Annotated in this window: 21 protein-coding genes; 20 read left to right on the top strand and 1 reads right to left on the bottom strand. The window is 56.9% G+C overall.

The features are described from left to right. Position 1 precedes the first annotated feature (1 nt). The 15 genes from rsmH (at position 2) to lpxC (ending at position 17,289) form a co-directional block, all read left to right on the top strand. A complete protein-coding gene (gene rsmH, locus AO726_RS04770; RefSeq protein ID WP_162491577.1) occupies positions 2–943 on the top strand; it encodes a 16S rRNA (cytosine(1402)-N(4))-methyltransferase RsmH in 942 nt (313 codons plus the stop codon). After that, positions 940–1,233, top strand: coding sequence for a cell division protein FtsL (gene ftsL, locus AO726_RS04765; RefSeq protein ID WP_058066889.1), 294 nt, complete (start codon positions 940–942; stop codon positions 1,231–1,233). The genes rsmH and ftsL overlap by 4 nt, the downstream gene beginning before the upstream one ends. Beyond that, positions 1,233–2,954, top strand: a complete 1,722-nt coding sequence (locus tag AO726_RS04760) for a peptidoglycan D,D-transpeptidase FtsI family protein (RefSeq protein ID WP_058066888.1) — start codon at positions 1,233–1,235, stop codon at positions 2,952–2,954. The genes ftsL and AO726_RS04760 overlap by 1 nt, the downstream gene beginning before the upstream one ends. Further along, entirely contained in the window at positions 2,954–4,417 is a 1,464-nt protein-coding gene (locus AO726_RS04755) for a UDP-N-acetylmuramoyl-L-alanyl-D-glutamate--2,6-diaminopimelate ligase (protein ID WP_058066887.1), read from the top strand. The genes AO726_RS04760 and AO726_RS04755 overlap by 1 nt, the downstream gene beginning before the upstream one ends. Next, positions 4,410–5,783 carry a UDP-N-acetylmuramoyl-tripeptide--D-alanyl-D-alanine ligase gene (locus AO726_RS04750; protein WP_058066886.1) on the top strand — a complete coding sequence of 458 codons (1,374 nt, stop codon included), beginning with the start codon at positions 4,410–4,412 and terminating at the stop codon, positions 5,781–5,783. The genes AO726_RS04755 and AO726_RS04750 overlap by 8 nt, the downstream gene beginning before the upstream one ends. Next, positions 5,783–6,865, top strand: coding sequence for a phospho-N-acetylmuramoyl-pentapeptide-transferase (gene mraY, locus AO726_RS04745; RefSeq protein WP_058066885.1), 1,083 nt, complete (start codon positions 5,783–5,785; stop codon positions 6,863–6,865). The genes AO726_RS04750 and mraY overlap by 1 nt, the downstream gene beginning before the upstream one ends. 7 nt (positions 6,866–6,872) lie before the next feature. Next, positions 6,873–8,219 (top strand): UDP-N-acetylmuramoyl-L-alanine--D-glutamate ligase, encoded by a 1,347-nt coding sequence (gene murD / locus AO726_RS04740; protein ID WP_058066884.1) that lies wholly within the window; start codon positions 6,873–6,875, stop codon positions 8,217–8,219. Next, the gene (gene ftsW, locus AO726_RS04735; RefSeq protein WP_058066883.1) at positions 8,219–9,445 is read left to right on the top strand and encodes a putative lipid II flippase FtsW; all 1,227 of its coding nucleotides are present in this window, start codon (positions 8,219–8,221) and stop codon (positions 9,443–9,445) included. The genes murD and ftsW overlap by 1 nt, the downstream gene beginning before the upstream one ends. Next, the gene (gene murG / locus AO726_RS04730) at positions 9,435–10,505 is read left to right on the top strand and encodes an undecaprenyldiphospho-muramoylpentapeptide beta-N-acetylglucosaminyltransferase (protein ID WP_058066882.1); all 1,071 of its coding nucleotides are present in this window, start codon (positions 9,435–9,437) and stop codon (positions 10,503–10,505) included. Before ftsW ends, murG begins: the two co-directional genes overlap by 11 nt. Before the next feature lie 34 nt (positions 10,506–10,539). Then, positions 10,540–11,949: a UDP-N-acetylmuramate--L-alanine ligase gene (gene murC / locus AO726_RS04725; RefSeq protein WP_241492071.1), complete on the top strand. Its 1,410-nt coding sequence runs from the start codon at positions 10,540–10,542 to the stop codon at positions 11,947–11,949. Further along, positions 11,946–12,896, top strand: coding sequence for a D-alanine--D-alanine ligase (locus tag AO726_RS04720; RefSeq protein WP_058066880.1), 951 nt, complete (start codon positions 11,946–11,948; stop codon positions 12,894–12,896). Before murC ends, AO726_RS04720 begins: the two co-directional genes overlap by 4 nt. Before the next feature lie 6 nt (positions 12,897–12,902). After that, positions 12,903–13,766 carry a cell division protein FtsQ/DivIB gene (locus AO726_RS04715; RefSeq protein ID WP_058066879.1) on the top strand — a complete coding sequence of 288 codons (864 nt, stop codon included), beginning with the start codon at positions 12,903–12,905 and terminating at the stop codon, positions 13,764–13,766. A gap of 20 nt (positions 13,767–13,786) precedes the next feature. Further along, entirely contained in the window at positions 13,787–15,031 is a 1,245-nt protein-coding gene (ftsA, locus tag AO726_RS04710) for a cell division protein FtsA (protein WP_058066878.1), read from the top strand. Positions 15,032–15,077: 46 nt separating this feature from the next. Then, entirely contained in the window at positions 15,078–16,265 is a 1,188-nt protein-coding gene (gene ftsZ / locus AO726_RS04705) for a cell division protein FtsZ (protein ID WP_058066877.1), read from the top strand. A gap of 112 nt (positions 16,266–16,377) precedes the next feature. Continuing rightward, on the top strand, positions 16,378–17,289 hold the full coding sequence (gene lpxC / locus AO726_RS04700; RefSeq protein WP_058066876.1) for a UDP-3-O-acyl-N-acetylglucosamine deacetylase: 912 nt from the start codon (positions 16,378–16,380) through the stop codon (positions 17,287–17,289). 63 nt (positions 17,290–17,352) lie between these two features. On the opposite strand, the gene AO726_RS04695 is transcribed toward lpxC, so the two are convergent. Further along, a complete protein-coding gene (locus AO726_RS04695; protein WP_058066875.1) occupies positions 17,353–17,814 on the bottom strand; it encodes a DUF721 domain-containing protein in 462 nt (153 codons plus the stop codon). Positions 17,815–17,905: 91 nt separating this feature from the next. Here AO726_RS04695 and AO726_RS04690 point away from each other — a divergent pair, with 91 nt between their 5' ends. The 5 genes from AO726_RS04690 to AO726_RS04670 all read left to right on the top strand — a co-directional run bounded on the left by AO726_RS04690 (position 17,906) and on the right by AO726_RS04670 (position 24,744). Beyond that, a complete protein-coding gene (locus tag AO726_RS04690) occupies positions 17,906–18,832 on the top strand; it encodes a M23 family metallopeptidase (RefSeq protein ID WP_058066874.1) in 927 nt (308 codons plus the stop codon). Between the two features lie 119 nt (positions 18,833–18,951). Beyond that, a complete protein-coding gene (gene secA, locus AO726_RS04685; RefSeq protein ID WP_058066873.1) occupies positions 18,952–21,687 on the top strand; it encodes a preprotein translocase subunit SecA in 2,736 nt (911 codons plus the stop codon). Between the two features lie 134 nt (positions 21,688–21,821). Further along, positions 21,822–23,039: a bifunctional glutamate N-acetyltransferase/amino-acid acetyltransferase ArgJ gene (argJ, locus tag AO726_RS04680; protein ID WP_058066872.1), complete on the top strand. Its 1,218-nt coding sequence runs from the start codon at positions 21,822–21,824 to the stop codon at positions 23,037–23,039. A 125-nt stretch (positions 23,040–23,164) separates the two neighbouring features. After that, positions 23,165–23,797, top strand: coding sequence for a glutathione S-transferase family protein (locus AO726_RS04675; RefSeq protein WP_058066871.1), 633 nt, complete (start codon positions 23,165–23,167; stop codon positions 23,795–23,797). After that, a complete protein-coding gene (locus AO726_RS04670; RefSeq protein WP_058066870.1) occupies positions 23,794–24,744 on the top strand; it encodes a Nudix family hydrolase in 951 nt (316 codons plus the stop codon). The genes AO726_RS04675 and AO726_RS04670 overlap by 4 nt, the downstream gene beginning before the upstream one ends. Positions 24,745–24,748: the final 4 nt, after the last annotated feature.

The raw sequence follows: 24,748 nt of genomic DNA, 5'->3' as shown, positions 1-24,748 counted from the left end.
TATGACCAATAGTTTCCGCCACATTACTGTGCTGCTCGAAGAGGCTGTCGAGGGGCTGGCGGTGCGCGCCAACGGGTGCTATGTGGATGGCACCTTCGGTAGAGGGGGCCATAGCCGGCTTATCTTGCAGAGCCTTGGTAGTGATGGAAGGCTGATCGGGTTCGATAAGGACCCACTGGCAATCGCAACAGGAAATGCACTGGCGGCCGAGGACGGCCGCTTTGTCGTTGTGCAACGCAGCTTTGCCGAGATGGCAGATGAGTTTTCTCTGCGCGGTCTGACAGGTTGCATCAGCGGTATTCTGCTGGATCTGGGCGTATCTTCGCCGCAGCTGGATGATGCCGGGCGCGGCTTTAGTTTTATGAATGATGGCCCTCTGGACATGCGGATGAACCCGGATGCCGGTATGAGTGCGGCCGAATTCATTGCGACGGCTGACGAAGATGAAATCGCCCGTGTGTTCAAAGAGTACGGTGAGGAGCGCTTTGCCAAGCGCATGGCCCGTGCTGTTGTGCAGCGCCGCAGTGAGAAGGCATTTGAGCGCACTGCTGATCTGGCACAGGTTCTGACTGTCGCTAATCCTGCATGGGAAAAGGGCAAAAATCCGGCAACCCGCGCATTTCAGGGGCTGCGTATCCACGTTAATAACGAGTTGGGTGATCTTGAGCGTGGGCTTGATGCTGCTCTGGAGAATCTTGAAGTTGGTGGCCGTCTCGTGGTCATCAGCTTCCACTCTCTGGAAGATCGCATCGTTAAGCTCTTTATGCGTAAGCATGCCAAAGGTGAGGCCGACAAACTGCCCCGTGACCTTCCTATTATTCCCAAGGCATTCGAGCCACGTCTGAAACTCATCGGCAAGCCGGTGTTTGCTTCTGAAGCAGAACTGCAGGCCAACCCGCGTTCACGTAGTGCTGTGATGCGCATCGCGGAGAAGCTGCGGTGAGTGCCCTGTTCGCCAAACCGCTTCCGCGCGGCAGCTTTTTCATGCTGCTGCTGTTTATTGCTGTCATGGTGTCGGCGGTTGGTGTTTCTTATAGCGCGCACTGGAATCGCCAGCTGCTCAATGAGCTGTATGCGGAAATGAGCGTGCGTGACAAAGCCCAGGCTGAGTGGGGGCGTCTAATCCTCGAACAGAGCACATGGACCGCTCACAACCGCATTGAAACGTTGGCCAGCGAACGTCTGGGCATGCGTGTCCCTGATGCGGGTGAAGTGCGGATGGTGGCGCCGTGATGGGCCTTGAGGGCGCACTCTATCCCTGGCGCTTCCGCCTGGTGCTGGCTGCTCTTGCCTTGATGGTCGGTGCGATCGTCTGGCGCATCGTGGATTTGCAGGTGTTCGACCAGAGCTTCCTGCAGGCGCACGGTGATGCCCGCAGTGTTCGTCACATCCCAATTCCAGCTCACCGTGGTCTGATCACCGATCGCAATGGCGAGCCACTGGCGGTCAGTACGCCTGTTACCACCATCTGGGCTAATGGCAAAGAGCTACAGAATGGCAGGGATAAGTGGGCCGGGCTGGCTGCTGCGCTGGGGCAGGACTCTAAATCATTCTCTGCACGGCTCGAGGCGAGCGCTAATCGTGAGTTCATGTACTTGGTACGCGGCCTAACCCCTGAAAAAGGTCAGAGCATTCTTGATCTGAAGGTGCCGGGTGTTTACGGAATTGAGGAGTTCCGCCGTTTCTATCCAGCCGGTGAGGTGACTGCTCATGTCGTGGGTTTCACCGATATCGATGATCGTGGACGGGAGGGCATGGAGCTGGCGTTTGACGAGTGGCTAGCCGGAGTGCCGGGCAAACGTCAGGTGCTGAAGGATCGCCGCGGTCGTCTGATTAAGGATGTGCAAGTGTCTCAGAACGCCAAGGCTGGTAAGGCTCTGGCGCTCTCCATTGATCTGCGTCTGCAGTACCTGGCGCACCGCGAGCTGCGTAACGCGGTGACAGAATTCGGTGCCAAGGCCGGTAGTCTGGTGATGCTCGACGTGAAGACCGGTGAGGTCTTGGCGATGGTTAACCAGCCGACCTACAACCCAAATAACCGCCGCAATCTGCAGCCGGCAGCTATGCGTAACCGGGCGATGATTGATGTGTTCGAGCCAGGCTCCACTGTTAAGCCATTCTCAATTGCTGCGGCCTTGGGAACCGGGCGTTGGAAGCCGGAAATGACCGTGGACACCTATCCGGGCAGCCTGAAAATTGGCCGTTATACCATCCGCGACGTATCTCGTGGCGGCGTGCTCAACCTGACTCAAATTCTAATGAAGTCGAGTAACGTCGGTATCAGTAAGGTTGCCTTTGATATTGGCGCCGATCCTATTTACGCGGTTATGCAGCAGGTGGGTCTGGGACAAGATACCGGCTTGGGTTTCCCGGGGGAGCGAGTCGGCAATCTGCCGAACTACCGCGTTTGGAAGCAGGCTGAAACCGCAACACTGGCATACGGCTATGGCTTGTCCGTAACGGCTGTGCAGCTCGCTCATGCTTATTCAGTTTTGGCGAATGATGGCCAGAACGTGCCGCTGTCTATGGTGCGTTTGGACCGTACGCCGGACCCCACCCAAGTGATTGATGGGGAAATTGCCAAGACAGTCGTCGGCATGCTGCAGGCTGTGGTCGAAGAGCCTGGCGGTGGCGGCGCGCGGGCTAAGGTCCCGGGTTATCACGTTGGCGGTAAGAGTGGTACCGCGCGTAAAGCTGCAACCGGCACAAAGGGCTATGTGGACAAGGCATACCGCTCCTTCTTTGCGGGTGTAGCGCCAGTTGATAACCCGCGCATTGCTGCCGTAGTCATGATTGATGAGCCCAGCGAAGGTGGCTATTACGGTGGTCTGGTTGCTGCGCCGGTATTCGGCAAGGTCATGGCCGGTGCCCTGCGTCTGATGAATATTGCGCCGGACAATCTGCCTGAGCAGCAGACTGCAACTGCCACTCCGGTTAAAGGAGGGCGCATTTGATGCCAATGCCGCTGAATCAATTACTGCCCCAGGCCACCAGCGCCACACTGATCCGTGAACTTACGCTGGATAGCCGCAAGGTACTGCCCGGTGATCTGTTCCTGGCTGTGCCGGGCCTGCATCAGGACGGTCGCACCCATATCGGCGATGCGCTGGCTCGTGGTGCCGCTGCCATTGCTTATGAAGCCGAGGGGGCAGAGTCGCTGGAGGCAGAAGCTGCTGAGTTACTGCCGGTTAAAGGCTTGGTGAGCCAGCTGTCTGCCATTGCCGGGCGGTTTTATGGCGAGCCGAGTCGTGGATTGCACCTGGTTGGTGTGACGGGGACCAACGGTAAGACCAGTGTCAGCCAGTTGCTGGCGCAGGCTCTGGACCGGCTTGGCGAGCGTTGCGGGATTGTCGGCACGCTGGGCAACGGTTTCTACGGTGAGCTGGAGCAAGGCCGTCATACCACCCCTGATCCGGTTGGTGTTCAAGCCACCCTGGCCCAGTTAAAAGCAGACGGTGCTCGCGCTGTGGCGATGGAGGTGTCGTCCCATGGGCTGCACCAGGGGCGTGTGGCGGCGTTGGAATTTGATGTTGCAGTGCTGACCAACTTGTCCCGCGATCACCTGGACTACCACGGTTCGATGGAGGCATACGCAGAGGCCAAGGCCATGCTGTTCGCCTGGCCGAACCTGCGTTGCCGGGTGTTGAATATAGATGATGCGTTTGGTCGCCAGCTGGCGGCTGAGGTGTGCGAGTCCCGTCTGATCAGCTACAGCCTGGCTGACAGCAGCGCCTATCTGTATTGCCGCGATGCAGTTTTTGATGACCATGGTGTCCGCGCCACGTTGGTGACGCCGCAAGGAGAAGGCAGCCTGCGCAGTTCTCTGCTGGGGCGTTTCAACCTGAGCAACTTGTTGGCAGTCGTTGGCGCGTTGCTAGGGATGGATTATCCGCTGGATGAAATTCTTAAGGTGCTACCCGAGTTGCAGGGGGCGATTGGCCGTATGCAGCGCTTGGGTGGTGCCGGCAAGCCGCTGGTGGTGGTGGACTACGCCCACACACCGGATGCGCTGGAAAAAGTACTTGAAGCTATGCGCCCACATGCTAAGGGCCAACTGCAGTGCCTGTTTGGCTGTGGTGGGGATCGTGACGCTGGCAAGCGTCCGCTGATGGCGGCGGTTGTTGAGCGTCTGGCAGATGTGGTGCTGGTAACTGATGACAATCCACGAACTGAAGCACCTGAAGTGATTTTTGACGATATTCGCGGCGGATTCAGCCAGCCGCAAAAGGTGCAATTTGTTCACGGGCGTGCTACTGCCATTGCTCAGCTGATCGCAGCAGCGAGCGCTGATGATGTGTTGGTGCTGGCTGGTAAAGGTCATGAGGATTATCAGGAGATCAATGGCGTGCGCCAGCCGTTCTCTGACCTGGTTGAAGCAGCAAATGCCCTTGAGGCCTGGGAGGTGAGCAATGCTTAAACCTCTGCGTCTCACTGAAGTGGCGTCTGCACTCAATGCCCAGATTATTGGTGCCGATGTGGCATTCTCCGGTGTGAGCACGGACAGCCGTGCGATTAGCCACGGGCAGCTGTTTGTTGCCCTGAGCGGCCCGCGTTTTGATGGTCACGATTACCTCAATGAAGTGGCTGCCAAGGGGGCAGTAGCAGCGTTGGTGCAGCGGGAAGTGTCGAACGTAGCTATTCCACAACTTCTAGTAGCGGATACCCGTCTGGCCTTGGGGCAGCTAGGGGCACTGAATCGTGCCGCCTTCAATGCTCCTGTTGTCGCCATTACCGGTTCCAGCGGCAAGACCACTGTGAAGGAAATGCTCGCCAGTATCCTCCGGGCAGGGCTGGGCGGGCCGGTTCTGGCTACCCGTGGCAACCTTAATAACGATCTGGGCGTACCTCTGACGTTGCTGGAGTTGGCGCCAGAGCATGTGGCTGCCGTAATTGAGTTGGGTGCCAACCATGTCGGCGAGATCGCTTACACCGTTGCCTTAGCAAAGCCTCAGGTGGCTTTGATTAATAACGCTGGCACAGCTCATGTCGGTGAGTTCGGTGGGCCGGAGAAAATTGTTGAGGCCAAAGGGGAAATCCTTGAGGGCCTGAACAGCGAGGGTGTGGCCATCCTTAATTTGGATGATGCGGCATTCTCGACTTGGCAGACACGAGCACAGGGCCGTCAGGTACGTAGTTTTTCTCAGTTGAACCCTGCTGCGAGTGTTTATGCCACTAATCTGTTGCGTGATGAGCGCGGCTGCCCTGGTTTTACACTTAATGCGGGAGCTAATGGCCAGGTTCCTGTTCAGCTCAACCTGCTGGGTGAACACAACGTCACCAATGCGCTGGCCGCAGCGGCAGCAGCCATCACGCTGGGTGTGAGCCTAGACGGGATTAAGAGCGGGTTGGAGAACTTGCAGCCGGTCAAAGGCCGTGCCGTGGCGCAGTTGGCTCCTAATGGTGCTTGCGTGATCGATGACACCTATAACGCCAACCCAAGCTCAGTGTGCGCAGCTATCGATATTCTGGCTGGCTTTAACGGTCGTACCCTGTTGGTGTTGGGTGATATCGGCGAGCTTGGTGAATGGGCCGAGCAGGGCCATCGCCAGGTTGGCAGCTACGCGGTAGGCAAGGTTGATGCACTTTATGCCGTTGGCCCGTTGATGGCTTTTGCCGTCAGCGAATTTGGTCAGAACGGTCGCCATTTTGCAGATCAGGCCAGCCTGATCGAGGCTCTGCGGACTGAGCAGGGCGGTTCCACCATTCTAATTAAAGGTTCACGTAGCGCTGCGATGGAAAAGGTTGTAGCGGCGCTTTGTGGCATATCCGGGGAGACACACTAATGCTGCTGCTGTTGGCGGAATACCTGCAACAGTTCTACAAGGGTTTCGCAGTGTTTCAGTACCTGACACTGCGCGGCATTCTTGGCGTTCTGACCGCGCTGGCGCTGGCTCTGTGGCTGGGGCCGTGGATGATTCGAACTCTGCAGGTCCGTCAGATCGGTCAGGCCGTGCGTAACGATGGCCCGCAATCGCACCTGTCGAAAAAGGGCACGCCAACCATGGGCGGTGCGCTGATTCTGACTGCTATATCTGTCAGCACCCTGCTGTGGGCTGACCTGAGTAACCGTTATGTGTGGGTAGTTCTGGCTGTGACCCTGCTGTTCGGCGCGATTGGCTGGGTTGACGATTACCGCAAAGTCATCGAGAAGAACTCCCGGGGGCTGCCGAGCCGCTGGAAATACTTCTGGCAGTCTGTGTTTGGCCTCGGTGCTGCCATCTTCCTGTTCATGACTGCGCAAAGTCCGGTCGAAACCACCTTCTATATGCCGATGGTTAAAGACTTCGCTCTGGAGCTGGGCGTTGGTTTTGTGGTGCTGACCTATTTCGTCATCGTCGGCTCAAGCAATGCGGTCAATCTGACTGATGGCCTGGATGGTCTGGCGATTCTGCCAACCGTGCTGGTTGGTGGTGCCTTGGGGATTTTCTGCTACCTGTCCGGTCACGTGAAGTTCGCTGAATATCTGCTGATCCCATATGTGCCGGGTGCAGGCGAGTTGATCATTTTCTGTGCCGCGCTGGTCGGCGCTGGCCTCGGCTTCCTCTGGTTCAACACTTACCCGGCTCAGGTATTCATGGGTGATGTGGGGGCGCTTGCACTGGGTGCGGCTCTGGGCACCATCGCTGTAATCGTTCGTCAGGAAGTGGTGCTGTTCATTATGGGCGGCATCTTTGTGGTGGAAACCCTGTCGGTGATCATCCAAGTCGCGTCGTTCAAGCTAACCGGCAAGCGTGTGTTCCGCATGGCACCGATTCACCACCATTTTGAATTGAAAGGCTGGCCTGAGCCGCGCGTGATCGTGCGTTTCTGGATCATCACCGTGATTTTGGTGTTGATCGGTCTGGCTACTTTGAAACTGCGTTGAGGACAGCATGAGCCTGATTGCTTCTGACCATATGCGCATCGTTGTCGGCCTCGGCAAGAGCGGCATGTCACTGGTGCGATTCCTCGCACGCCAGGGCTTGCCCTTTGCTGTGGTGGATACACGTGCCAACCCGCCGGAGCTGAGCACCTTGCGTGAACAGTTTCCGCAGGTTGAAGTGCGCTGTGGCGGGCTGGATGTGGATTTCCTCTGCACTGCCAACGAACTGCTGGTCAGCCCCGGGCTGGCCATTGCTACGCCTGAACTTCAGGCTGCGGCTGCCCGAGGGGTGAAGCTCTCGGGGGATATTGATCTGTTTGCCCGTTATGCCAAGGCACCGATCGTGGCCATCACTGGTTCCAACGCCAAGAGCACCGTCACCACATTAGTGGGTGAAATGGCTGCGGCGGCCGGTAAGAAGGTGGCTGTAGGCGGCAATCTCGGTACGCCAGCACTGGATTTACTGGCGGATGACGTTGAGCTGTATGTGCTGGAGTTGTCCAGTTTCCAGCTGGAAACCACGCACCAGCTTAATGCTGAAGTAGCGACCTGCCTGAATGTCAGCGAAGACCACATGGATCGCTATGCCGATATGCAGGCCTATCACTTAGCCAAACACCGCATTTTCCGTGGTGCGCGCCAGGTTGTCGTGAATGCTGATGATGCACTGTCCCGTCCGTTGGTGGCGGATCAGTTGCCGTGCACGATTTTTGGTCTGGGTAAACCTGACTTCAAGCGTTTCGGTCTGCTGGAAGAAAACGGCGAGAAGTATCTGGCTTATCAGTTCGAAACATTGATGCCAGTGCGCGAGTTGAAAATCCGCGGCGCTCATAACCAATCCAACGCACTGGCTGCTTTGGCGCTAGGCATGGCCGTTGGCCTGCCGGTCGAGCTTATGCTGGCTACCCTCCGTCAGTTCGGTGGTTTGCCGCACCGTTGTCAGTGGGTGCGTGAGCTTAATGGCGTGAACTATTACGACGACTCCAAGGCCACCAATGTCGGTGCCGCTCTGGCTGCGATTGAAGGCCTGGGCGCTGATATCAGCGGCAAGTTGGTGCTGATCGCGGGTGGCGACGGCAAAGGTGCCGATTTCTCCGCTCTCAAGACTCCTGTCAGCCGTTTCTGCCGAGCAGTGGTTCTACTGGGGCGTGATGCTGCGCTGTTGGCTGATGCGCTGGATGGTGCGACTGAACTGGTCCGCGTGCAGACTTTAGAAGAAGCAGTTCAGCGTTGCGCTGAGCTGGCTCAGCCTGGCGACGCCGTGTTGCTGTCACCCGCATGCGCAAGCCTGGATATGTTTAAAAACTTCGAACAGCGCGGACAATTGTTCGCCCAAGCTGTGGGAGGGCTGATTTGATGCTGGCCCGCCTGTTAGCCGCACCTTCACCATTGCGCAGCCCACGAGGAGTCGATATCGACTTCCCGATGCTGGCTGGCTGTCTTGCTCTGATTGGGCTCGGGCTGGTGATGATTGCTTCTGCCTCAACTGAGGTGGCGGCAGCGCAGACAGGCAACCCGATGTATTACCTCATCCGCCACATTATTTATGTGGTGATCGGCGTGGGTGCAGCATTGGCGACCTTGATGGTGCCAATGGCGTTCTGGCAGAAGCACAGCGCCAAGCTGTTGCTAGTTGCGGTCGTCTTTCTGATTTTGGTTCTGTTGCCGGGCATTGGCCGGGAAGTTAACGGTGCCAAGCGCTGGATTGGTTTCGGCATCTTCAACTTGCAACCCTCTGAGCTGGCCAAAGTATTCACGGTACTTTTCCTGGCGGCTTATATGGTTCGCCGGCAGGTTGAAGTGCGGGAAAAACTCAGTGGCTTTATCAAGCCGCTGATGGTCCTGGGGCCGATCGCTGTGTTGTTGCTGGCAGAACCGGACTTTGGCGCGACTGTGGTGCTGTTTGGTGCTTCCATCGCCATGTTGTTCCTGGGTGGAATCAACCTGGTGCGCTTTATCCCACTGGGTATTGGCGTTTTGGCGGTTGGCATTTTGGTGATGACCAAAGAGTCTTACCGACTGCAGCGTCTGACGAACTTCGTAGACCCTTGGGCTGACCAGTACGGTGCCGGGTATCAGCTGAGCCAGGCCCTCATTGCGTTTGGCCGTGGTGAGTGGCTGGGCGTTGGTTTGGGTAACAGCGTACAGAAGCAATTTTATTTGCCAGAGGCACACACAGACTTCGTGTTCTCGGTTCTGGCTGAAGAATTAGGCATGGTGGGTGCGCTGCTGACGGTTGCACTGTTTGTGTTTGTCAGCGTGCGTGCACTTTATATCGGCCTGTGGGCAGAAAAAGCGAAACAATTCTTCTCGGCGTATGTCGCATACGGCCTGAGCTTTTTGTGGATCGGTCAGATCCTCATCAACATCGGTGTGAACATCGGGCGTTTGCCGACCAAAGGCTTGACCCTGCCGTTCCTCAGCTACGGCGGTAGTTCTTTGGTGATCTGCTGTGTCTGTCTGGCCATGTTGTTGCGCATTGAGTGGGAGCGTCGTACGCAGTTGGGCAGTGCAGAAGTGGAATTTAAAGAAGAAGACTTTTTTGATGTACAGCCGGCTAGGGAGGTGCGCCATGCGCGGTAACGTCCTGATTATGGCCGGCGGTACCGGCGGTCACGTATTCCCGGCGCTGGCCTGTGCCCGTGAGTTCCAAACGCGTGGTTACACCGTGCACTGGCTGGGTACGCCGCGTGGCATCGAAAATGAGTTGGTGCCTGCAGCCAATATTCCGCTGCACCTGATTCAGGTCTCCGGTCTGCGTGGCAAGAGCAAGCTTTCCCTGCTCAAGGCCCCGTTCCAGCTGATCAAATCGCTGTTCCAGGCACGCAAAGTGATTCGTGAATTGCAGCCTGTGTGTGTTCTTGGTATGGGCGGGTATGTCACCGGTCCGGGTGGTCTGGCTGCGCGTCTGGGCGGTGTACCACTGATCATTCACGAGCAGAACGCTGTGGCGGGAACTGCTAACCGTGCTCTGGCACCGATGGCGGCGCGTATCTGCGAAGCCTTCCCGGGCACGTTCAGTGTCAGCAATAAGCTGCGCAGCACCGGTAATCCGGTTCGTGAAGAACTGTTCCTGGAAACTCCGCGTGATCCACTACGTAACCGTAAGCCGCGTTTACTGATCGTCGGCGGCAGTCTTGGTGCCGAACCGCTGAACAAACTGCTACCGCAGGCGTTGGCGCAGGTGTCTGCTGAGCTGCGTCCTGAGGTCATGCATCAGGCGGGTAAACAGCACGATGGCATTACCTCCGAGCGCTATCGCGAAGCCGGTGTCGAGGCTCAGGTCGCTCCCTTTATTAAAGACATGGCGCGGGCGTATGCCTGGGCTGATTTGGTGGTTTGCCGTGCCGGTGCGCTGACCGTAAGCGAGCTGGCAGCCGCTGGCCTGCCAGCGTTTCTGGTGCCGCTGCCGCATGCGATTGATGACCACCAGACTCGCAATGCCGATTATTTGGCCAGCCAGGGCGCTGCAGTCCTGCTGCCGCAACATTCCACTGACGCGAGCAAACTGGCCGCGCAGCTGACTGAGGTTCTGATGCACCCCGAGCAACTGGAAAACATGGGGCAGATTGCACGTCGCCTGTCCAAACCCGATGCGACCCGCACCGTTGTTGATATCTGCCTGGAGGTGGCCCGTGGCTAAGTCTCCCGCTGCTGCACGTTCGGAAATTCGCCGTATGCGCCGTATTCGTCGTGTGCACTTTGTCGGCATCGGTGGTGCCGGTATGTGCGGCATTGCTGAAGTACTGATGAACCTTGGTTACGAAGTCTCTGGTTCTGACCTTAAAGAGTCAGCAGTCACCGAACGTCTGGAATCCTTCGGCGCGAAGATTTTTATCGGCCACCGCGCTGAAAACGCCGAGCAGGCGGATGTGCTGGTGGTGTCCAGCGCAATCAATCCGAGCAACCCTGAAGTGGCTGTGGCGCTGGAGCGCCGTATTCCGGTGGTGCCGCGCGCCGAGATGCTGGCTGAACTGATGCGCTACCGCCACGGTATTGCTGTCGCTGGTACGCACGGTAAGACCACGACTACCAGCCTGCTTGCCTCGGTTTTTGCAGCTGGTGGCTTGGACCCGACTTTCGTGATCGGCGGGCGTTTGAATGCTGCGGGAACCAATGCCCAGCTTGGCAGCAGCCGCTACCTGATTGCCGAAGCCGATGAAAGTGACGCCAGCTTCCTGCATCTGCAGCCGATGGTTGCGGTGGTCACCAACATCGACATGGACCACATGAGCACCTATGAAGGTGACTTCAACAAACTGAAGAAAACCTTCATCGACTTCCTGCATAACCTGCCGTTCTACGGTCTGGCGGTTATGTGCGTGGATGATCCGTATGTGCGCGAAATTCTGCCGCAAGTGGCGCGCCCAACCGTGACCTACGGATTCAGCGAAGACGCTGATGTGCGTGCGATCAATGTCCGTCAGGAAGGCATGCGCACCTACTTCACCGTACTGCGTCCTGACCATGAGCCGTTGGATGTTTCCGTCAACATGCCGGGCAACCACAACGTACTGAACTCGTTGGCGACAATTGCCATCGCGACTGATGAAGGCATCAGCGATGAGGCCATCATTCAAGGGCTGGCAGGCTTCCAGGGCGTCGGCCGCCGCTTCCAGGTCTATGGCGAGCTGCCGGTTGAAGGCGGCAGTGTGATGCTGGTGGACGACTATGGTCACCATCCGCGTGAAGTGGCAGCCGTGATTAAGGCGGTCCGAGGTGGTTGGCCGGAGCGCCGTCTGGTGATGGTTTATCAGCCGCACCGCTACAGTCGTACCCGTGATTTGTACGAGGACTTCGTGCAAGTGCTGGGTGACGTCAAAGTTCTGATGCTTATGGAAGTTTATCCGGCCGGTGAAGAGCCAATTCCGGGGGCCGACAGCCGCAACCTCTGCCACAGCATCCGTCAACGCGGTCAGCTTGATCCAATTTACGTCGAGCGCGGTGTAGACATCGCCCCAATCGTCAAACCATTGCTGCGTGCCGGCGACATCCTGCTGTGTCAGGGCGCGGGTGATATCGGCGGTCTGGCCCCGCAACTGTTGAAAAGCCCGCTGTTTGCGGTGGGCGAAGGTGAGTCGAAATGACAGCGGTTTCGTTGAAAAGCCAAGTTCCAGCCAGCGCCTTCGGGCGAGTGGCGGTGCTGTTCGGCGGTAAAAGCGCCGAGCGCCCGGTCTCGCTGAAGTCCGGTGCAGCGGTGCTTGAAGCCCTGTTGGCTGCTGGCGTGGATGCTTTTGGCATTGATGTCGGTGACGATCTGTTGCAGCAACTGAGCAGCGAGAAGATAGACCGTGCCTTTATCGTGCTGCATGGCCGTGGTGGTGAAGATGGAGCCATGCAAGGTCTGCTGGAGTGCGCGGGTATCCCGTATACCGGTAGCGGCATCCTGGCTTCGGCTCTGGCGATGGACAAGCTGCGTACCAAGCGCGTCTGGCTGAGCCTGGGGCTGCCAACGCCTAATCATGCAGTACTGGCGTCGCCGGAGGATTGCCATAAGGCTGCTGCTGAGCTCGGTTTTCCGTTGATCGTGAAACCAGCCCACGAAGGTTCCAGCATCGGTATGGCCAAGGTCGATGATGTCGATGCGCTGATTACCGCTTGGGAAGCTGCTAGCCGTTACGACGCGCAGGTTCTGGTCGAACAGTGGATTGCCGGGCCTGAATTTACCGTCGCGATGCTGCGCGGAGAGGTTCTGCCACCGATTGCGCTGGGCACATCCCACAGCTTTTATGACTACGACGCTAAGTACCTAGCCAATGACACCCAGTACCGGATTCCTTGCGGCCTGTCCGCAGAGAAGGAAGCCGAGTTGAAAGACCTGACCGCCCGTGCCTGTGAGGCTGTAGGTACCCAAGGCTGGGCACGTGCTGACGTGATGCAGGATGCCGATGGCCAGTTCTGGCTGCTGGAAGTGAATACCGTTCCGGGAATGACTGATCACAGCTTGGTGCCGATGGCAGCAAAAGCAGCTGGTTTGAGCTTTCAGGAACTGGTGTTGGCTATTTTGGCCGACAGCTTGGAAGCACGAGGTTAATACGCCATGACCCTATCTTTGCGTCATCAGTCAGGTCCTTCCCGCGCACCACTGCGTGGCAAGCCTGCGCCGCGCGGTGCAAGCCGTCTGGTGGCCAAAGAACCGATCAGCAAGCGCCTGGCTGCACCTAAGGTGAGTTTCGGTTGGGTGCGTCGTCTGACCTGGCCGCTGTTGCTGCTCGGGCTGGGCTTCGGTACGTATGAGTTGTCTGTGCGTGCACTGCCATATGCCGACCAGCCGATAGCCAAGATCAGTGTTGAAGGTGATCTGGGTTACATCAACCAGCAGGCGGTACAGGAGCGGATTGCGCCGTATGCCAGTGCGAGTTTCTTCAGCGTCGATCTGCTGGGGTTGCGTCGTGATCTGGAGGCCATGCCATGGATCGCGCATGCCCAAGTACGCCGTGTATGGCCAGATCAGTTAGTTGTGAGGTTGGAGGAGCAATTGCCAATTGCCCGCTGGGGTGATGAAGCATTGCTAAACAATCAGGGGGGGGCGTTTGCTCCACAGGAACTGAAAAACTATCAGCATTTGCCTCAGCTTTACGGGCCTAAGCGTGCCCAGCAGCGGGTCATGCAGCAGTATCAGGTGCTGAGCCAGATGCTGCGGCCAATGGGTTTTACCGTGGCGCGCCTGGAGTTGCGTGAACGTGGCAGCTGGTTCTTGTCCACAGGGCAGGGCATTGAGCTGTTACTGGGGCGTGACCATGTGGTCGAGAAGATGCGCCGCTTTGCGAGCATCTACAACAAGGTCCTTAAAGACCAACAAGAGAATATTGCGCGGATCGATTTGCGCTATGCCAACGGCTTGGCTGTGGCATGGCGAGAGCCGGTGGCGCCTGTAGCGGGTGAAACCGCTGCTATGCAGTGATTTAGGAGAAATAGAAAGCCATGGCAAACGTGCAGAGCGGCAAGATGATCGTAGGCCTTGATATCGGCACTTCCAAGGTTGTGGCCTTGGTCGGTGAGGTCAATGCTGATGGCCAACTGGAAGTGGTTGGCATCGGCACGCACCCGTCACGCGGCCTGAAAAAGGGCGTGGTGGTCAATATCGAGTCCACTGTGCAGTCGATTCAACGTGCTGTTGAAGAGGCGCAGCTGATGGCGGGCTGCCGGATTCACTCCGCCTTTGTTGGTATTGCCGGTAACCATGTGCGCAGCCTGAACAGCCATGGAATCGTGGCCATTCGCGACCGTGAGGTCAGCGGTGCGGATCTTGAGCGTGTGCTTGATGCGGCGCAGGCCGTGGCGATTCCGTCTGATCAGCGGGTGCTGCACACCTTGCCGCAGGATTACGTGATCGACAATCAGGAGGGTGTCCGCGAGCCGCTGGGTATGTCGGGCGTGCGTCTGGAGGCCAAGGTTCATGTGGTGACCTGTGCCGTTAATGCTGCGCAGAACATTGAAAAGTGTGTGCGCCGCTGTGGTCTGGAAGTGGACGACATCATCCTTGAGCAACTGGCATCTGCTTACTCCGTTCTGACTGACGACGAAAAGGAGCTGGGTGTCTGTTTGGTGGATATCGGCGGGGGTACGACCGATATCTGCATCTTCACTGAAGGGGCGATTCGTCACACTGCCGTCATCCCAATTGCAGGTGATCAGGTAACAAATGACATCGCAATGGCATTACGGACTCCTACTCAGTACGCAGAAGAGATTAAGATTAGGTACGCCTGTGCATTGGCGAAGTTGGCCGGTGCAGGTGAGACGATCAAAGTGCCGAGTGTGGGGGACCGTCCGCCTCGTGATTTGTCTCGCCAGTCTCTGGCAGAAGTTGTTGAACCCCGTTATGACGAGCTGTTCACCCTGATCCAGGGGGAACTGCGTCGCAGTGGTTATGAAGACTTGATTCCGGCCGGCATTGTGCTGACCGGAGGCACCGCGAAGATGGAAGGTGCTGTAGAGCTGGCTGAGGAAATTTTCCATATGCCGGTTCGCCTGGGGGTACCGCAGGGCGTAAAAGGCCTGGCTGACGTTGTACGCAACCCGATCTATTCGACGGGTGTCGGCCTGCTGATGTACGGCCTGCAGAAGCAGACTGACGGAATTTCCATGTCTGTGGGCAATTACAGCGATGAACCCAAAGCTCCGGTTCTGGAGCGTTTGAAGCGTTGGGTTCAGGGCAACTTCTGATTTGTTGTAGGCGTAAAAAACTAGAAAGTAATAAAAGGAGAGGGAAATGTTCGAACTCGTAGATAGCGCACCGCAAAGTGCAGTAATCAAAGTGATCGGCGTCGGTGGTGGCGGTGGTAATGCCGTAAACCACATGGCGAAGAACAACATGGAAGGCGTTGAGTTCATCTGCGCCAACACAGATGCGCAAGCACTGAAAAATATCGGTGCCCGCACCATCCTGCAGCTAGGCACTGCAGTCACCAAAGGTCTGGGCGCGGGTGCCAATCCGGAAGTCGGCCGCCAGGCTGCAATGGAAGATCGTGAGCGTATCGCCGAAGTATTGGCAGGTACTGATATGGTCTTCATCACCACTGGTATGGGTGGCGGTACCGGTACCGGCGCAGCACCTGTTATTGCTCAGGTTGCCAAAGAAATGGGCATTCTGACTGTAGCGGTCGTTACGCGTCCGTTCCCGTTCGAAGGTCGCAAGCGTATGCAGATCGCTGACGAGGGCATCCGTGCTCTGTCCGAGAGCGTCGATTCGCTGATCACCATCCCGAACGAGAAGCTGCTGACCATCCTGGGTAAAGATGCCAGCCTGCTGTCTGCATTCGCCAAGGCTGATGATGTTCTCTCCGGCGCTGTGCGCGGCATCTCCGACATTATCAAGCGTCCAGGCATGATCAACGTCGACTTTGCTGACGTGAAGACTGTCATGAGCGAAATGGGTATGGCCATGATGGGCACCGGTTGTGCCAGCGGCCCGAACCGTGCGCGTGAAGCTACTGAAGCAGCTATCCGCAACCCACTGCTGGAAGACGTAAACCTGCAGGGCGCTCGCGGCATCCTGGTTAATATCACTGCAGGTCCTGACCTGTCTCTGGGTGAGTACTCCGATGTGGGTAACATCATTGAGCAGTTCGCTTCCGAGCACGCAACAGTTAAGGTCGGTACTGTAATTGATCCGGATATGCGTGATGAACTTCACGTTACTGTAGTTGCAACCGGTCTGGGCGCGCGTCTGGAAAAACCTGTGAAAGTGGTCGACAACACTGTTCCGGTCAGCACCGCTGCTCCGGTCGCGCAGGCTCCGGTCGCTCGTCCTGAGGCAGGTGTTAATTACAAGGACTATGAACGCCCGACCGTTCAGCGCCAGAGCCATAGCGGTGCAGCGACTGCTGCGAAGCTGAATCCGCAGGACGACATGGACTATCTGGACATTCCAGCGTTCCTGCGTCGTCAGGCTGATTGATGAAATTTATCAGGAGTATTGGGGTGATTGGTGTTCAGCAAAGGTCGGTTCTGCTATTATCCCCGGCCATTGTTGAAAACAATTCGCAACTAGTGCTATAGCGGCCCAAGCCATGATCAGACAACGTACCCTGAAGAACATCATCCGTGCCACTGGCGTCGGCCTGCATTCCGGGGAGAAGGTATACCTGACCCTGAAGCCGGCACCTGTGGACACCGGTATCGTGTTCCGTCGCACCGACCTAGACCCGGTCGTGGAAATTCCTGCGCGTGCAGGTAATGTCGGTGAAACCACCATGTCGACCACGTTGGTCAATGGTGATGTCAAAGTGGATACGGTAGAGCATTTGCTTTCGGCCATGGCAGGTCTGGGAATCGATAACGCCTACGTCGAGCTCTCAGCTTCCGAAGTGCCGATTATGGATGGCAGTGCCGGCCCCTTTGTATTCCTGATTCAGTCTGCTGGTTTGCAGGAGCAGGACGCCCACAAGAAGTTCATTCGTATTCTTCGTGAGGTCACAGTGGAAGAGGGCGATAAGCGCGCCACTTTCGTGCCTTTTGAAGGGTTTAAGGTGACCTTCGAGATCGATTTCGATCACCCGGTGTTCCGCAATCGCACCCAGTCGGCAAGCGTCGACTTCTCAAGCACATCCTTTGTTAAGGAAGTGAGTCGTGCGCGGACTTTTGGTTTTATGCGTGATATCGAGTACCTGCGTTCGCACAACCTGGCACTCGGCGGCAGTGTAGAAAACGCTATTGTCGTGGATGAATTCCGCGTACTGAACGAAGACGGCCTGCGTTACGAGGACGAATTCGTTAAGCACAAGATTCTCGACGCGATCGGTGACCTCTACCTGCTGGGTAACAGCTTGATTGGTGAGTTTAAAGGCTTTAAGTCGGGGCATGCGCTGAACAACCGCTTGCTGCGTACTTTGATGGATCAGCCTGACGCGTGGGAAGTGGTCACATTTGATGACCCGAACACCGCACCAATCTCTTACATGCGCCCGGTTGCGGCCGTGTAACGAAATACCCTCTTCCTTTATTTCGAGGCCACCTTCGGGTGGCCTTTTTTATGGGATTTAGTTTTACGGCGTCCGGTTTTTTTGTCCGTGCTGGGCGAGGCGCTCTAGTGCGGCACGGAGTCGCGGGTCGCTGATTCCTTCAACGCTAGCCTGAATGTGTTGTGCGGCGGAGTTGGAGAGTGTGGCGGAATGTAGGGTATTTCCCATTTCGGCAGTTGAAGGTTGCACCTTGATAAGAATCTTCGTTAAGGTCGCGAACGCTTCAAGTGCCTGCAGTTGTTTCAGCAATCGTTTTTGCTGGTAGCGCAGGCGTGTAGCCCAATGCCCATCAGTAATGATCAGAAGTAGGCAACCATCCCGAAAGGTTGCCACACGGCAGTGTTCACGGGCAGCAGGTTGAAGCTGGCTGTCCAGTAACTGCTGCAGGCGATCAATATGCTGCGCCTGGCGGAGTAGACCTTGCAAAGGCTTGGCTTCACGAAGCAATGCAGCAGGGGAACGTGCTGGTGAGGGCCTATAAGTCATGGCAGCTGCCTGTTAATGATTACCCGATTCAAACATAGAGCATGGTAGCAGAGCTGCTACGTGCTTCGGCTTTCTAAATGGAGTGGAGCCAATGCAGATTATTCTGTTGAGCCGGCGCCACGGTGCTGCGCGCTCACTTAGTCTTGATGCGCGCTGGATTGTGTCAGTACTTTGTGTCGCACTGATTGTGGCGCTGGCAGGTGGTGCAGCGGCCGGTGCTTGGTGGTCTGCAAGTCAATCGGCGGCTCTGGAGAGCAGCCAGATCGTTGATGTAATGGATCAGCAGCGTGCTGAGGTTACTGAGGTGCGGCGTGATGCCCAGCGTCAACTGGATGCGTTCGCAGCCCATGTGGCGGACTTGCAGGCGCGTCTGACGCGACTGGATGCCTTAGGTGAGCGCCTGACCGAGTTAGCTGATATTGATGCCAGCGAGTTCGACTTTTCACTTAATGTGGGGCAGGGCGGGGCGGAAGATGTAATGGGCGAGCAGGCATATGCCTCACCGGCCTTTATGGATGCACTGGATGAGCTGGCCGCCCGTGTTGACTTACGTGAGCAGCAGTTGGAAACACTTGAGCAGTTGATCGGTGAACGTCAGCTCAGTAAAGCCGAGAGCTTGTCCGGTATGCCGGTTCGCCAAGGATACGTTTCTTCGCCTTTTGGGCGCCGGGTACACCCGTTGACTGGTCGGCTGACAGGTCATAAAGGTATGGATTTCGCAGCTAAAGCTGGCAGTGATGTGGTCGCGGTCGCCGCCGGTGTGGTGACGTTCTCAGGTGTAAAGTCAGGTTATGGCAATACGGTCGAAGTCAGCCATGTTGACGGTTACACCACGCTCTATGCCCACAATCAAAGCAATTTGGTGCAGATTGGTGATCTGGTTCAGCCGGGGCAAACCATTGCAAAGGTAGGCCGCAGCGGCCGTGCCAGCGGTTATCATGTGCACTTTGAAGTGACCAAGAACGGTCGGCAGGTCAATCCTGCCAGTTACATCGCGCGGGTAGATGGCAACGAATAACGTAGCTTTCCTCATCCGCGTTTCCGAGTAGAATGCCCCCTTCGCATGTAGCCATGATGGCTGCCTGGGTCGCATGTTGATGCCTCCCACAACCCATACGCCTGGAAGATCCTGTCGATATGTTTGCGCCTTTGTTGAAAAAACTCTTTGGAAGCAAGAACGAGCGTGAAGTCAAACGCATGCTTAAGACGGTACAGGCCGTCAATGCATTTGAAGAGAAAATGCTCGCACTGTCTGATGAACAGCTGCGCGGTAAGACCGAAGAATTCAAAGCCCGTCTGGCTAAAGGCGAAACGCTGGATCAGATCCTTCCCGAGGCCTTTGCGGTGGCCCGTGAGGCTGGCAAGCGCGTCATGGGTATGCGTCACTTTGATGTGCAGTTGATCGGCGGTATGACCCTGCACGAAGGCAAAATTGCCGAGATGCGTACGGGCGAAGGTAAAACCCTCGTGGCGACTCTGGCGGTCTACCTGAATGCCCTCTCCGGAAAGGGCGTTCACGTGGTTACGGTCAACGACTACTTGGCTCGTCGCGACGCCAACTGGATGCGTCCGCTGTATGAATTCCTTGGCTTGAGCGTGGGGATTGTTACCCCGTTTATGCCCCCGGAAGAAAAGCGCCAAGCCTACGCTGCCGATATCACTTACGGTACCAACAACGAGTTTGGTTTCGATTACCTGCGCGACAACATGGCGTTCAGCGTTGATGAGAAATTCCAGCGCGAGCTGAATTTCGCCGTAATCGACGAAGTCGACTCCATTCTTATCGACGAAGCCCGTACGCCGCTGATTATTTCCGGTCAGGCTGAAGACAGCTCCCGTCTATATATCGAAATCAACAAGCTCATTCCTCGTCTTAAACAGCACATCGAAGAGGAAGAGGGCGTGGTCACTCAAGAAGGCCACTATAAAGTTGACGAGAAAGCCCGTCAGGTTGAGCTCAATGAAGCTGGCCACCTCTATGTAGAGGAAATGCTGACTGAAGCCGGCTTGCTAGCTGAGGGTGAAAGCCTGTACTCCGCGCATAACCTGAGTTTGCTGACTCATGTGTATTCGGGCCTGCGTGCGCACAAGCTGTTCCATCGCAACGTCGAATACATTGTGCAAAACGGCCAGGTCATTCTGATCGATGAGCACACCGGTCGCACCATGCAGGGCCGTCGCCTGTCTGAGGGCCTGCACCAGGCCATCGAGGCCAAAGAAGGCGTCAATATTCAGGCCGAGAGCCAGACCCTGGCATCGACCACCTTCCAGAACTACTTCCGTCTGTACAACAAGTTGTCCGGTATGACGGGTACTGCGGATACCGAGGCATTCGAGTTCCGTCAGATTTACGGTCTGGATGTGATTGTTATTCCTACACATCGCCCAATCGCCCGTAAAGACTTCAATGACCTGGTCTATCTGACCCAGGAAGAGAAGTACGCTGCGATCATCACTGACGTGAAAGAGTGTATGGCACAAGGCCGTCCGATTCTGGTGGGTACGGCTTCGATTGAAAGCTCCGAATATGTGTCCCGCCTGCTGGAAAAAGAAGGCATTGAGCACAAAGTGCTGAACGCCAAGTTCCACGAGAAGGAAGCTGAAATTATTGCTCAGGCTGGTCGTCCGGGCGCGCTTACCATTGCTACCAACATGGCCGGTCGCGGTACTGACATCCTGCTGGGTGGCAACTGGGAAGTGGAAGTTGCCAATCTGGAAAACCCGACTCCGGAGCAGATCGCTCAGGTCAAAGCTGAGTGGCAGAAGCGCCACCAGCAAGTGATCGAAGCGGGTGGTTTGCATGTGATTGCCTCTGAGCGTCACGAGTCCCGTCGTATCGACAACCAGCTGCGTGGTCGTGCTGGCCGTCAGGGCGACCCTGGCTCAAGCCGTTTCTACCTGTCCCTTGAAGACAACCTGATGCGTATCTTTGCCTCTGACCGGGTGAAGAACTTCATGAAGGCTCTGGGCATGCAGTCGGGTGAAGCGATCGAACACCGTATGGTCAGCAATGCCATCGAGAAGGCACAGCGTAAGGTCGAAGGCCGCAACTTCGATATGCGTAAGCAACTGCTGGAATACGATGACGTGGCTAACGAGCAGCGCAAGGTGATTTACCACATGCGCAATACGCTGCTGACTGCCGATAACGTCGGTGAAACCATTGAAGACTTCCGCCGTGAGGTTCTGGAAAGCACCATCAATGATCACCTGCCACCGCAGTCGCTGCCTGAGCAGTGGGATATCGCTGGTCTGGAAGAGTCTTTGAACACCGTCTTTGCCCTGAAGCTGCCGATTCAGCAGTGGTTGGATGAAGACGACAAGCTCTATGAAGAAACGCTGCGTGAGCGCATCCATGCGGAGCTGTTGGCAGCTTACAACGCCAAAGAAGACGAAGCCGGTGCAGACGCCCTGCGTACCTTCGAGAAGCAGATTCTCCTGCGTGTGCTGGATGACCTGTGGAAGGATCACTTGTCCACCATGGATCACCTGCGCCACGGTATTCACCTGCGCGGTTATGCGCAGAAAAACCCGAAACAGGAATACAAGCGCGAGTCCTTCAACCTGTTCCAAGAGCTGCTGGATTCCATTAAGCGTGACACCATCCGTGTACTGAGCCATGTTCAGGTTCGCCGTGAAGATCCGGCTGAAGAAGAGGAGCGTCTGCGTCGTGAGGCTGAGGCGCTGGCTCAGCGCATGCAGTTCCAGCATGCTGATGCGTCGGCGATGCAGGAGGAGGTTCTGGAGTCGGAAGAGGGCGTTGGTACTGCAACCACCGCACCTGTTCGCGCTGAGCCTAAGGTCGGTCGTAACGAGCTCTGCCCGTGCGGTTCCGGCAAAAAGTACAAGCATTGTCACGGCCAGATTACCTGATCTGATCCGTTGAAACGGCTCAGCACACAGCCTTTGCGCTATGTTTGAGCCGCTTCATCCGACGCCGCGTCCGGTTTTTCCGTTCGCGGCGTTTTACCATCACAATCCGCCCTGTTAGCTGAAGGAGTGTCCCCATGGCTGTTGGTCTTGGCCCGTTGTCTACCCTGCACCCGGTCGCCGGTTTTGAACTGGGCGTTGCTTCTGCGGGCATCAAGCGTCCGGGACGCAAGGATGTAGTTGTGATGCGTTGTGCTGAAGGTTCTACTGTTGCCGGTGTGTTCACCCTCAATGCCTTCTGTGCGGCTCCGGTTATTCTGGCCCGCAAACGCGTGAGTGGAACCGTGCGTTACCTGCTGACCAACACTGGCAACGCTAACGCCGGGACGGGTGAAGACGGTTTGAAAAATGCTGAGCGTACCTGTGCGGCACTGGCTGCTTTGGCTGGTGTCAATGAGGCCTCGGTACTGCCTTATTCCACCGGTGTTATCGGCGAGCCGCTGCCGGTAGAGAAAATTGAAGGTGCATTGCAGGCCGCTCTGGATAACTTATCCGAGAATAACTGGGCCGATGCGGCCGCTGGCATCATGACCACAGACACCCAGCCTAAGGGGGCCAGCCGCCAGTTTGAGCATGATGGTGTAACAATCACTGTCACCGGAATCAGTAAAGGCGCAGGCATGATCAAGCCAAACATGGCAACCATGCTCGGCTATATCGCCACTGACGCCAAAGTTGCTCAGGGGGTGTTGCAGGACCTGCTGCGCGATGCGGCGAACAAGTCCTTCAACCGCATTACCATTGATGGCGACACCTCCACTAACGACTGCTGCATGCTGATTGCCACTGGCAAAGCTGCACTGCCAGAAATTACTTCGGCCAGTGGTGAGCTGTTCGCCAAGCTGAAAGAGGCGGTGTTCTCGGTCAGCATGGAAGTGGCCCAGGCCATCGTGCGTGATGGCGAAGGTGCGACTAAGTTCGTCACAGTCGAAGTTAACGGCGGTGCGACCCATCAGGAGTGCCTGGATGTGGGCTATGCCGTGGCTCATTCGCCGTTGATCAAAACCGCACTGTTCGCTTCTGACCCGAACTGGGGCCGTATTCTGGCTGCGGTTGGCCGCGCCGGTGTGCCACAACTGGATGTGAGCCTGATCGATGTGTATCTGGGGGACGTGTGTATTGCCAGCCGTGGTGGCCGAGCTGCCAGCTACACCGAGGCGCAGGGTGCTGCTGTGATGGCGCAGGAAGAAATCAGCATCCGCATTGAGTTGGGGCGTGGCACTTGCAGCGAAACCATCTGGACGACTGACCTGTCCCACGAGTATGTGAAGATCAACGCGGAATACCGCACCTGATCCTGCACGACTGAGAGGCCTTCATTCCCGCTGTTTATGCCTGCATAACCAGCGGGAATTTGCTATTCGGGGTGGTCAAGCTTACCGTTTTGCCCTGTCTGATCCTCGTCGAAGCGGAGGCTGCTATGTCTCATACCCTGATTATTGGCGACAAAACTTATTCGTCCTGGTCGTTGCGTGCGGCGCTGGTACTGGAGTTGGCCGGGGTGGTTTACAGCGAGCAGCTGATTGCCCTGAATCGCCCTGATACCAAGACGCGTATCTTGCAGCACTCGCCTTCGGGGAAGGTGCCTTTGCTGATTACCCCGGACGGAGCGATTTGGGACTCACTGGCGATTGCGGAGTATCTGGCTGAGTGCTATCCAGCGGCCAAATTGTGGCCTGAGGATCGAGCAGAAAGAGCGTTGGCACGCAGTCTGTGTGCAGAGATGCACAGTGGTTTTGTGGCCTTGCGCACGCATTTACCGATGGACCTCAAGCGTGATCAGGCGCTAACAGAGGTCGCGCCAGAGGTTCAGGCGGATATTCAACGTATCTGCGCACTGTGGCGAGACTGCCGCCTGCGTTTTGCACCGAGGGGGCCTTATCTGTTTGGCTCGCTAACTATCGCAGATGCGTTCTTTGCGCCAGTGGCCAGTCGTTTGCGTAGTTATCAGGTGGCGTTGCCGGAAGAGGCCGCCGCGTATGTTGAAGCAATCTATCAATGGCCGGCGTTCAAGCGCTGGTATCAAGCGGCCCAGGAGGAAGAGCTGGCGTGAAGCGCATTCATGTAGCAGCTGCGGTAATTCGCAGTGCTGAGGGGTTGATTCTGCTGGCTAAGCGCCCCGAGGATAAGCATCAGGGCGGTCTGTGGGAGTTCCCAGGCGGTAAAGTTGAGGAGAGCGAGCAGGTCCAGCAGGCCCTGGCACGGGAGCTGGAAGAGGAACTGGGGATTGTGCCCAGCAGCTGCCGTCCACTGATTCAGGTGCGCCATGATTATCCGGACAAGCACGTGCTGCTGGATGTCTGGGAAGTGACTGCCTTTACTGGCGAGCCGCACGGTGCTGAGGGGCAGACGTTGGCTTGGGTGAGCCCGAGGCAGTTGGATGACTACGAGTTCCCTGAAGCCAATAAGCCGATTGTGGCGGCGGCGCGTCTTCCTGAGCGTTACCTGATTACCCCCGAAGGGCTCACGGGGCCTGAATTGATTCGCGGTGTGCAGCAGGCGCTGAGTAGCGGTGTGCGCTTGTTGCAGCTGCGCGCTCCGGCCATGTTTGATCCGCAGTACCGCGATCTGGCGGTCGATGTGTTGGGGCTTTGCGCGGGTAAAGCGCAGGTAATGCTAAAAGGCCCCCTTGAGTGGCTGGGGGATTTCCCGGCAGCTGGCTGGCACCTGACCTCTAAGCAGCTGCGCCAATATGCCGCCAATGGGCGTCCGTTTCCGCCTAACCGTTGGCTTGCAGCCTCATGTCATGACGCTGAAGAACTGGCTCTGGCTGCACAAATGGGGGTGGACTTCGTCACGCTCTCGCCAATTCAGCCGACGGCCACTCATCCCGACGCCAACCCGCTGGGTTGGGATCAGGCCGCCAACCTGTTGCAGAGCTTCAATCAGCCGACCTACCTGCTTGGTGGCGTAACTCCGGCGGATACAGAGCGGGCCTGGCAGCTCGGTGCGCAGGGCGTTGCTGGTATTCGTGCGTTCTGGCCTGACATTGCAGGGTGAGTGC

The organism is Pseudomonas sp. TTU2014-080ASC (assembly GCF_001446935.1).
Lineage (GTDB): Bacteria > Pseudomonadota > Gammaproteobacteria > Pseudomonadales > Pseudomonadaceae > Aquipseudomonas.
Note: the sequence above shows the minus strand (reverse complement) of the source record. Positions and strands in the feature narration are given on the sequence as shown.

Excerpts from the sequence above, each read along its gene's own strand:
- rsmH (WP_162491577.1), top strand. The coding sequence starts at position 2 with ATGACCAATAGTTTCCGCCACATTACTGTGCTGCTCGAAGAGGCTGTC.
- AO726_RS04760 (WP_058066888.1), top strand. The coding sequence starts at position 1,233 with ATGGGCCTTGAGGGCGCACTCTATCCCTGGCGCTTCCGCCTGGTGCTG.
- AO726_RS04755 (WP_058066887.1), top strand. The coding sequence starts at position 2,954 with ATGCCAATGCCGCTGAATCAATTACTGCCCCAGGCCACCAGCGCCACA.
- AO726_RS04750 (WP_058066886.1), top strand. The coding sequence starts at position 4,410 with ATGCTTAAACCTCTGCGTCTCACTGAAGTGGCGTCTGCACTCAATGCC.
- mraY (WP_058066885.1), top strand. The coding sequence starts at position 5,783 with ATGCTGCTGCTGTTGGCGGAATACCTGCAACAGTTCTACAAGGGTTTC.
- murD (WP_058066884.1), top strand. The coding sequence starts at position 6,873 with ATGAGCCTGATTGCTTCTGACCATATGCGCATCGTTGTCGGCCTCGGC.
- ftsW (WP_058066883.1), top strand. The coding sequence starts at position 8,219 with ATGCTGGCCCGCCTGTTAGCCGCACCTTCACCATTGCGCAGCCCACGA.
- murG (WP_058066882.1), top strand. The coding sequence starts at position 9,435 with ATGCGCGGTAACGTCCTGATTATGGCCGGCGGTACCGGCGGTCACGTA.
- murC (WP_241492071.1), top strand. The coding sequence starts at position 10,540 with ATGCGCCGTATTCGTCGTGTGCACTTTGTCGGCATCGGTGGTGCCGGT.
- AO726_RS04720 (WP_058066880.1), top strand. The coding sequence starts at position 11,946 with ATGACAGCGGTTTCGTTGAAAAGCCAAGTTCCAGCCAGCGCCTTCGGG.
- AO726_RS04715 (WP_058066879.1), top strand. The coding sequence starts at position 12,903 with ATGACCCTATCTTTGCGTCATCAGTCAGGTCCTTCCCGCGCACCACTG.
- ftsA (WP_058066878.1), top strand. The coding sequence starts at position 13,787 with ATGGCAAACGTGCAGAGCGGCAAGATGATCGTAGGCCTTGATATCGGC.
- ftsZ (WP_058066877.1), top strand. The coding sequence starts at position 15,078 with ATGTTCGAACTCGTAGATAGCGCACCGCAAAGTGCAGTAATCAAAGTG.
- lpxC (WP_058066876.1), top strand. The coding sequence starts at position 16,378 with ATGATCAGACAACGTACCCTGAAGAACATCATCCGTGCCACTGGCGTC.
- AO726_RS04695 (WP_058066875.1), bottom strand. The coding sequence starts at position 17,814 with ATGACTTATAGGCCCTCACCAGCACGTTCCCCTGCTGCATTGCTTCGT.
- AO726_RS04690 (WP_058066874.1), top strand. The coding sequence starts at position 17,906 with ATGCAGATTATTCTGTTGAGCCGGCGCCACGGTGCTGCGCGCTCACTT.
- secA (WP_058066873.1), top strand. The coding sequence starts at position 18,952 with ATGTTTGCGCCTTTGTTGAAAAAACTCTTTGGAAGCAAGAACGAGCGT.
- argJ (WP_058066872.1), top strand. The coding sequence starts at position 21,822 with ATGGCTGTTGGTCTTGGCCCGTTGTCTACCCTGCACCCGGTCGCCGGT.
- AO726_RS04675 (WP_058066871.1), top strand. The coding sequence starts at position 23,165 with ATGTCTCATACCCTGATTATTGGCGACAAAACTTATTCGTCCTGGTCG.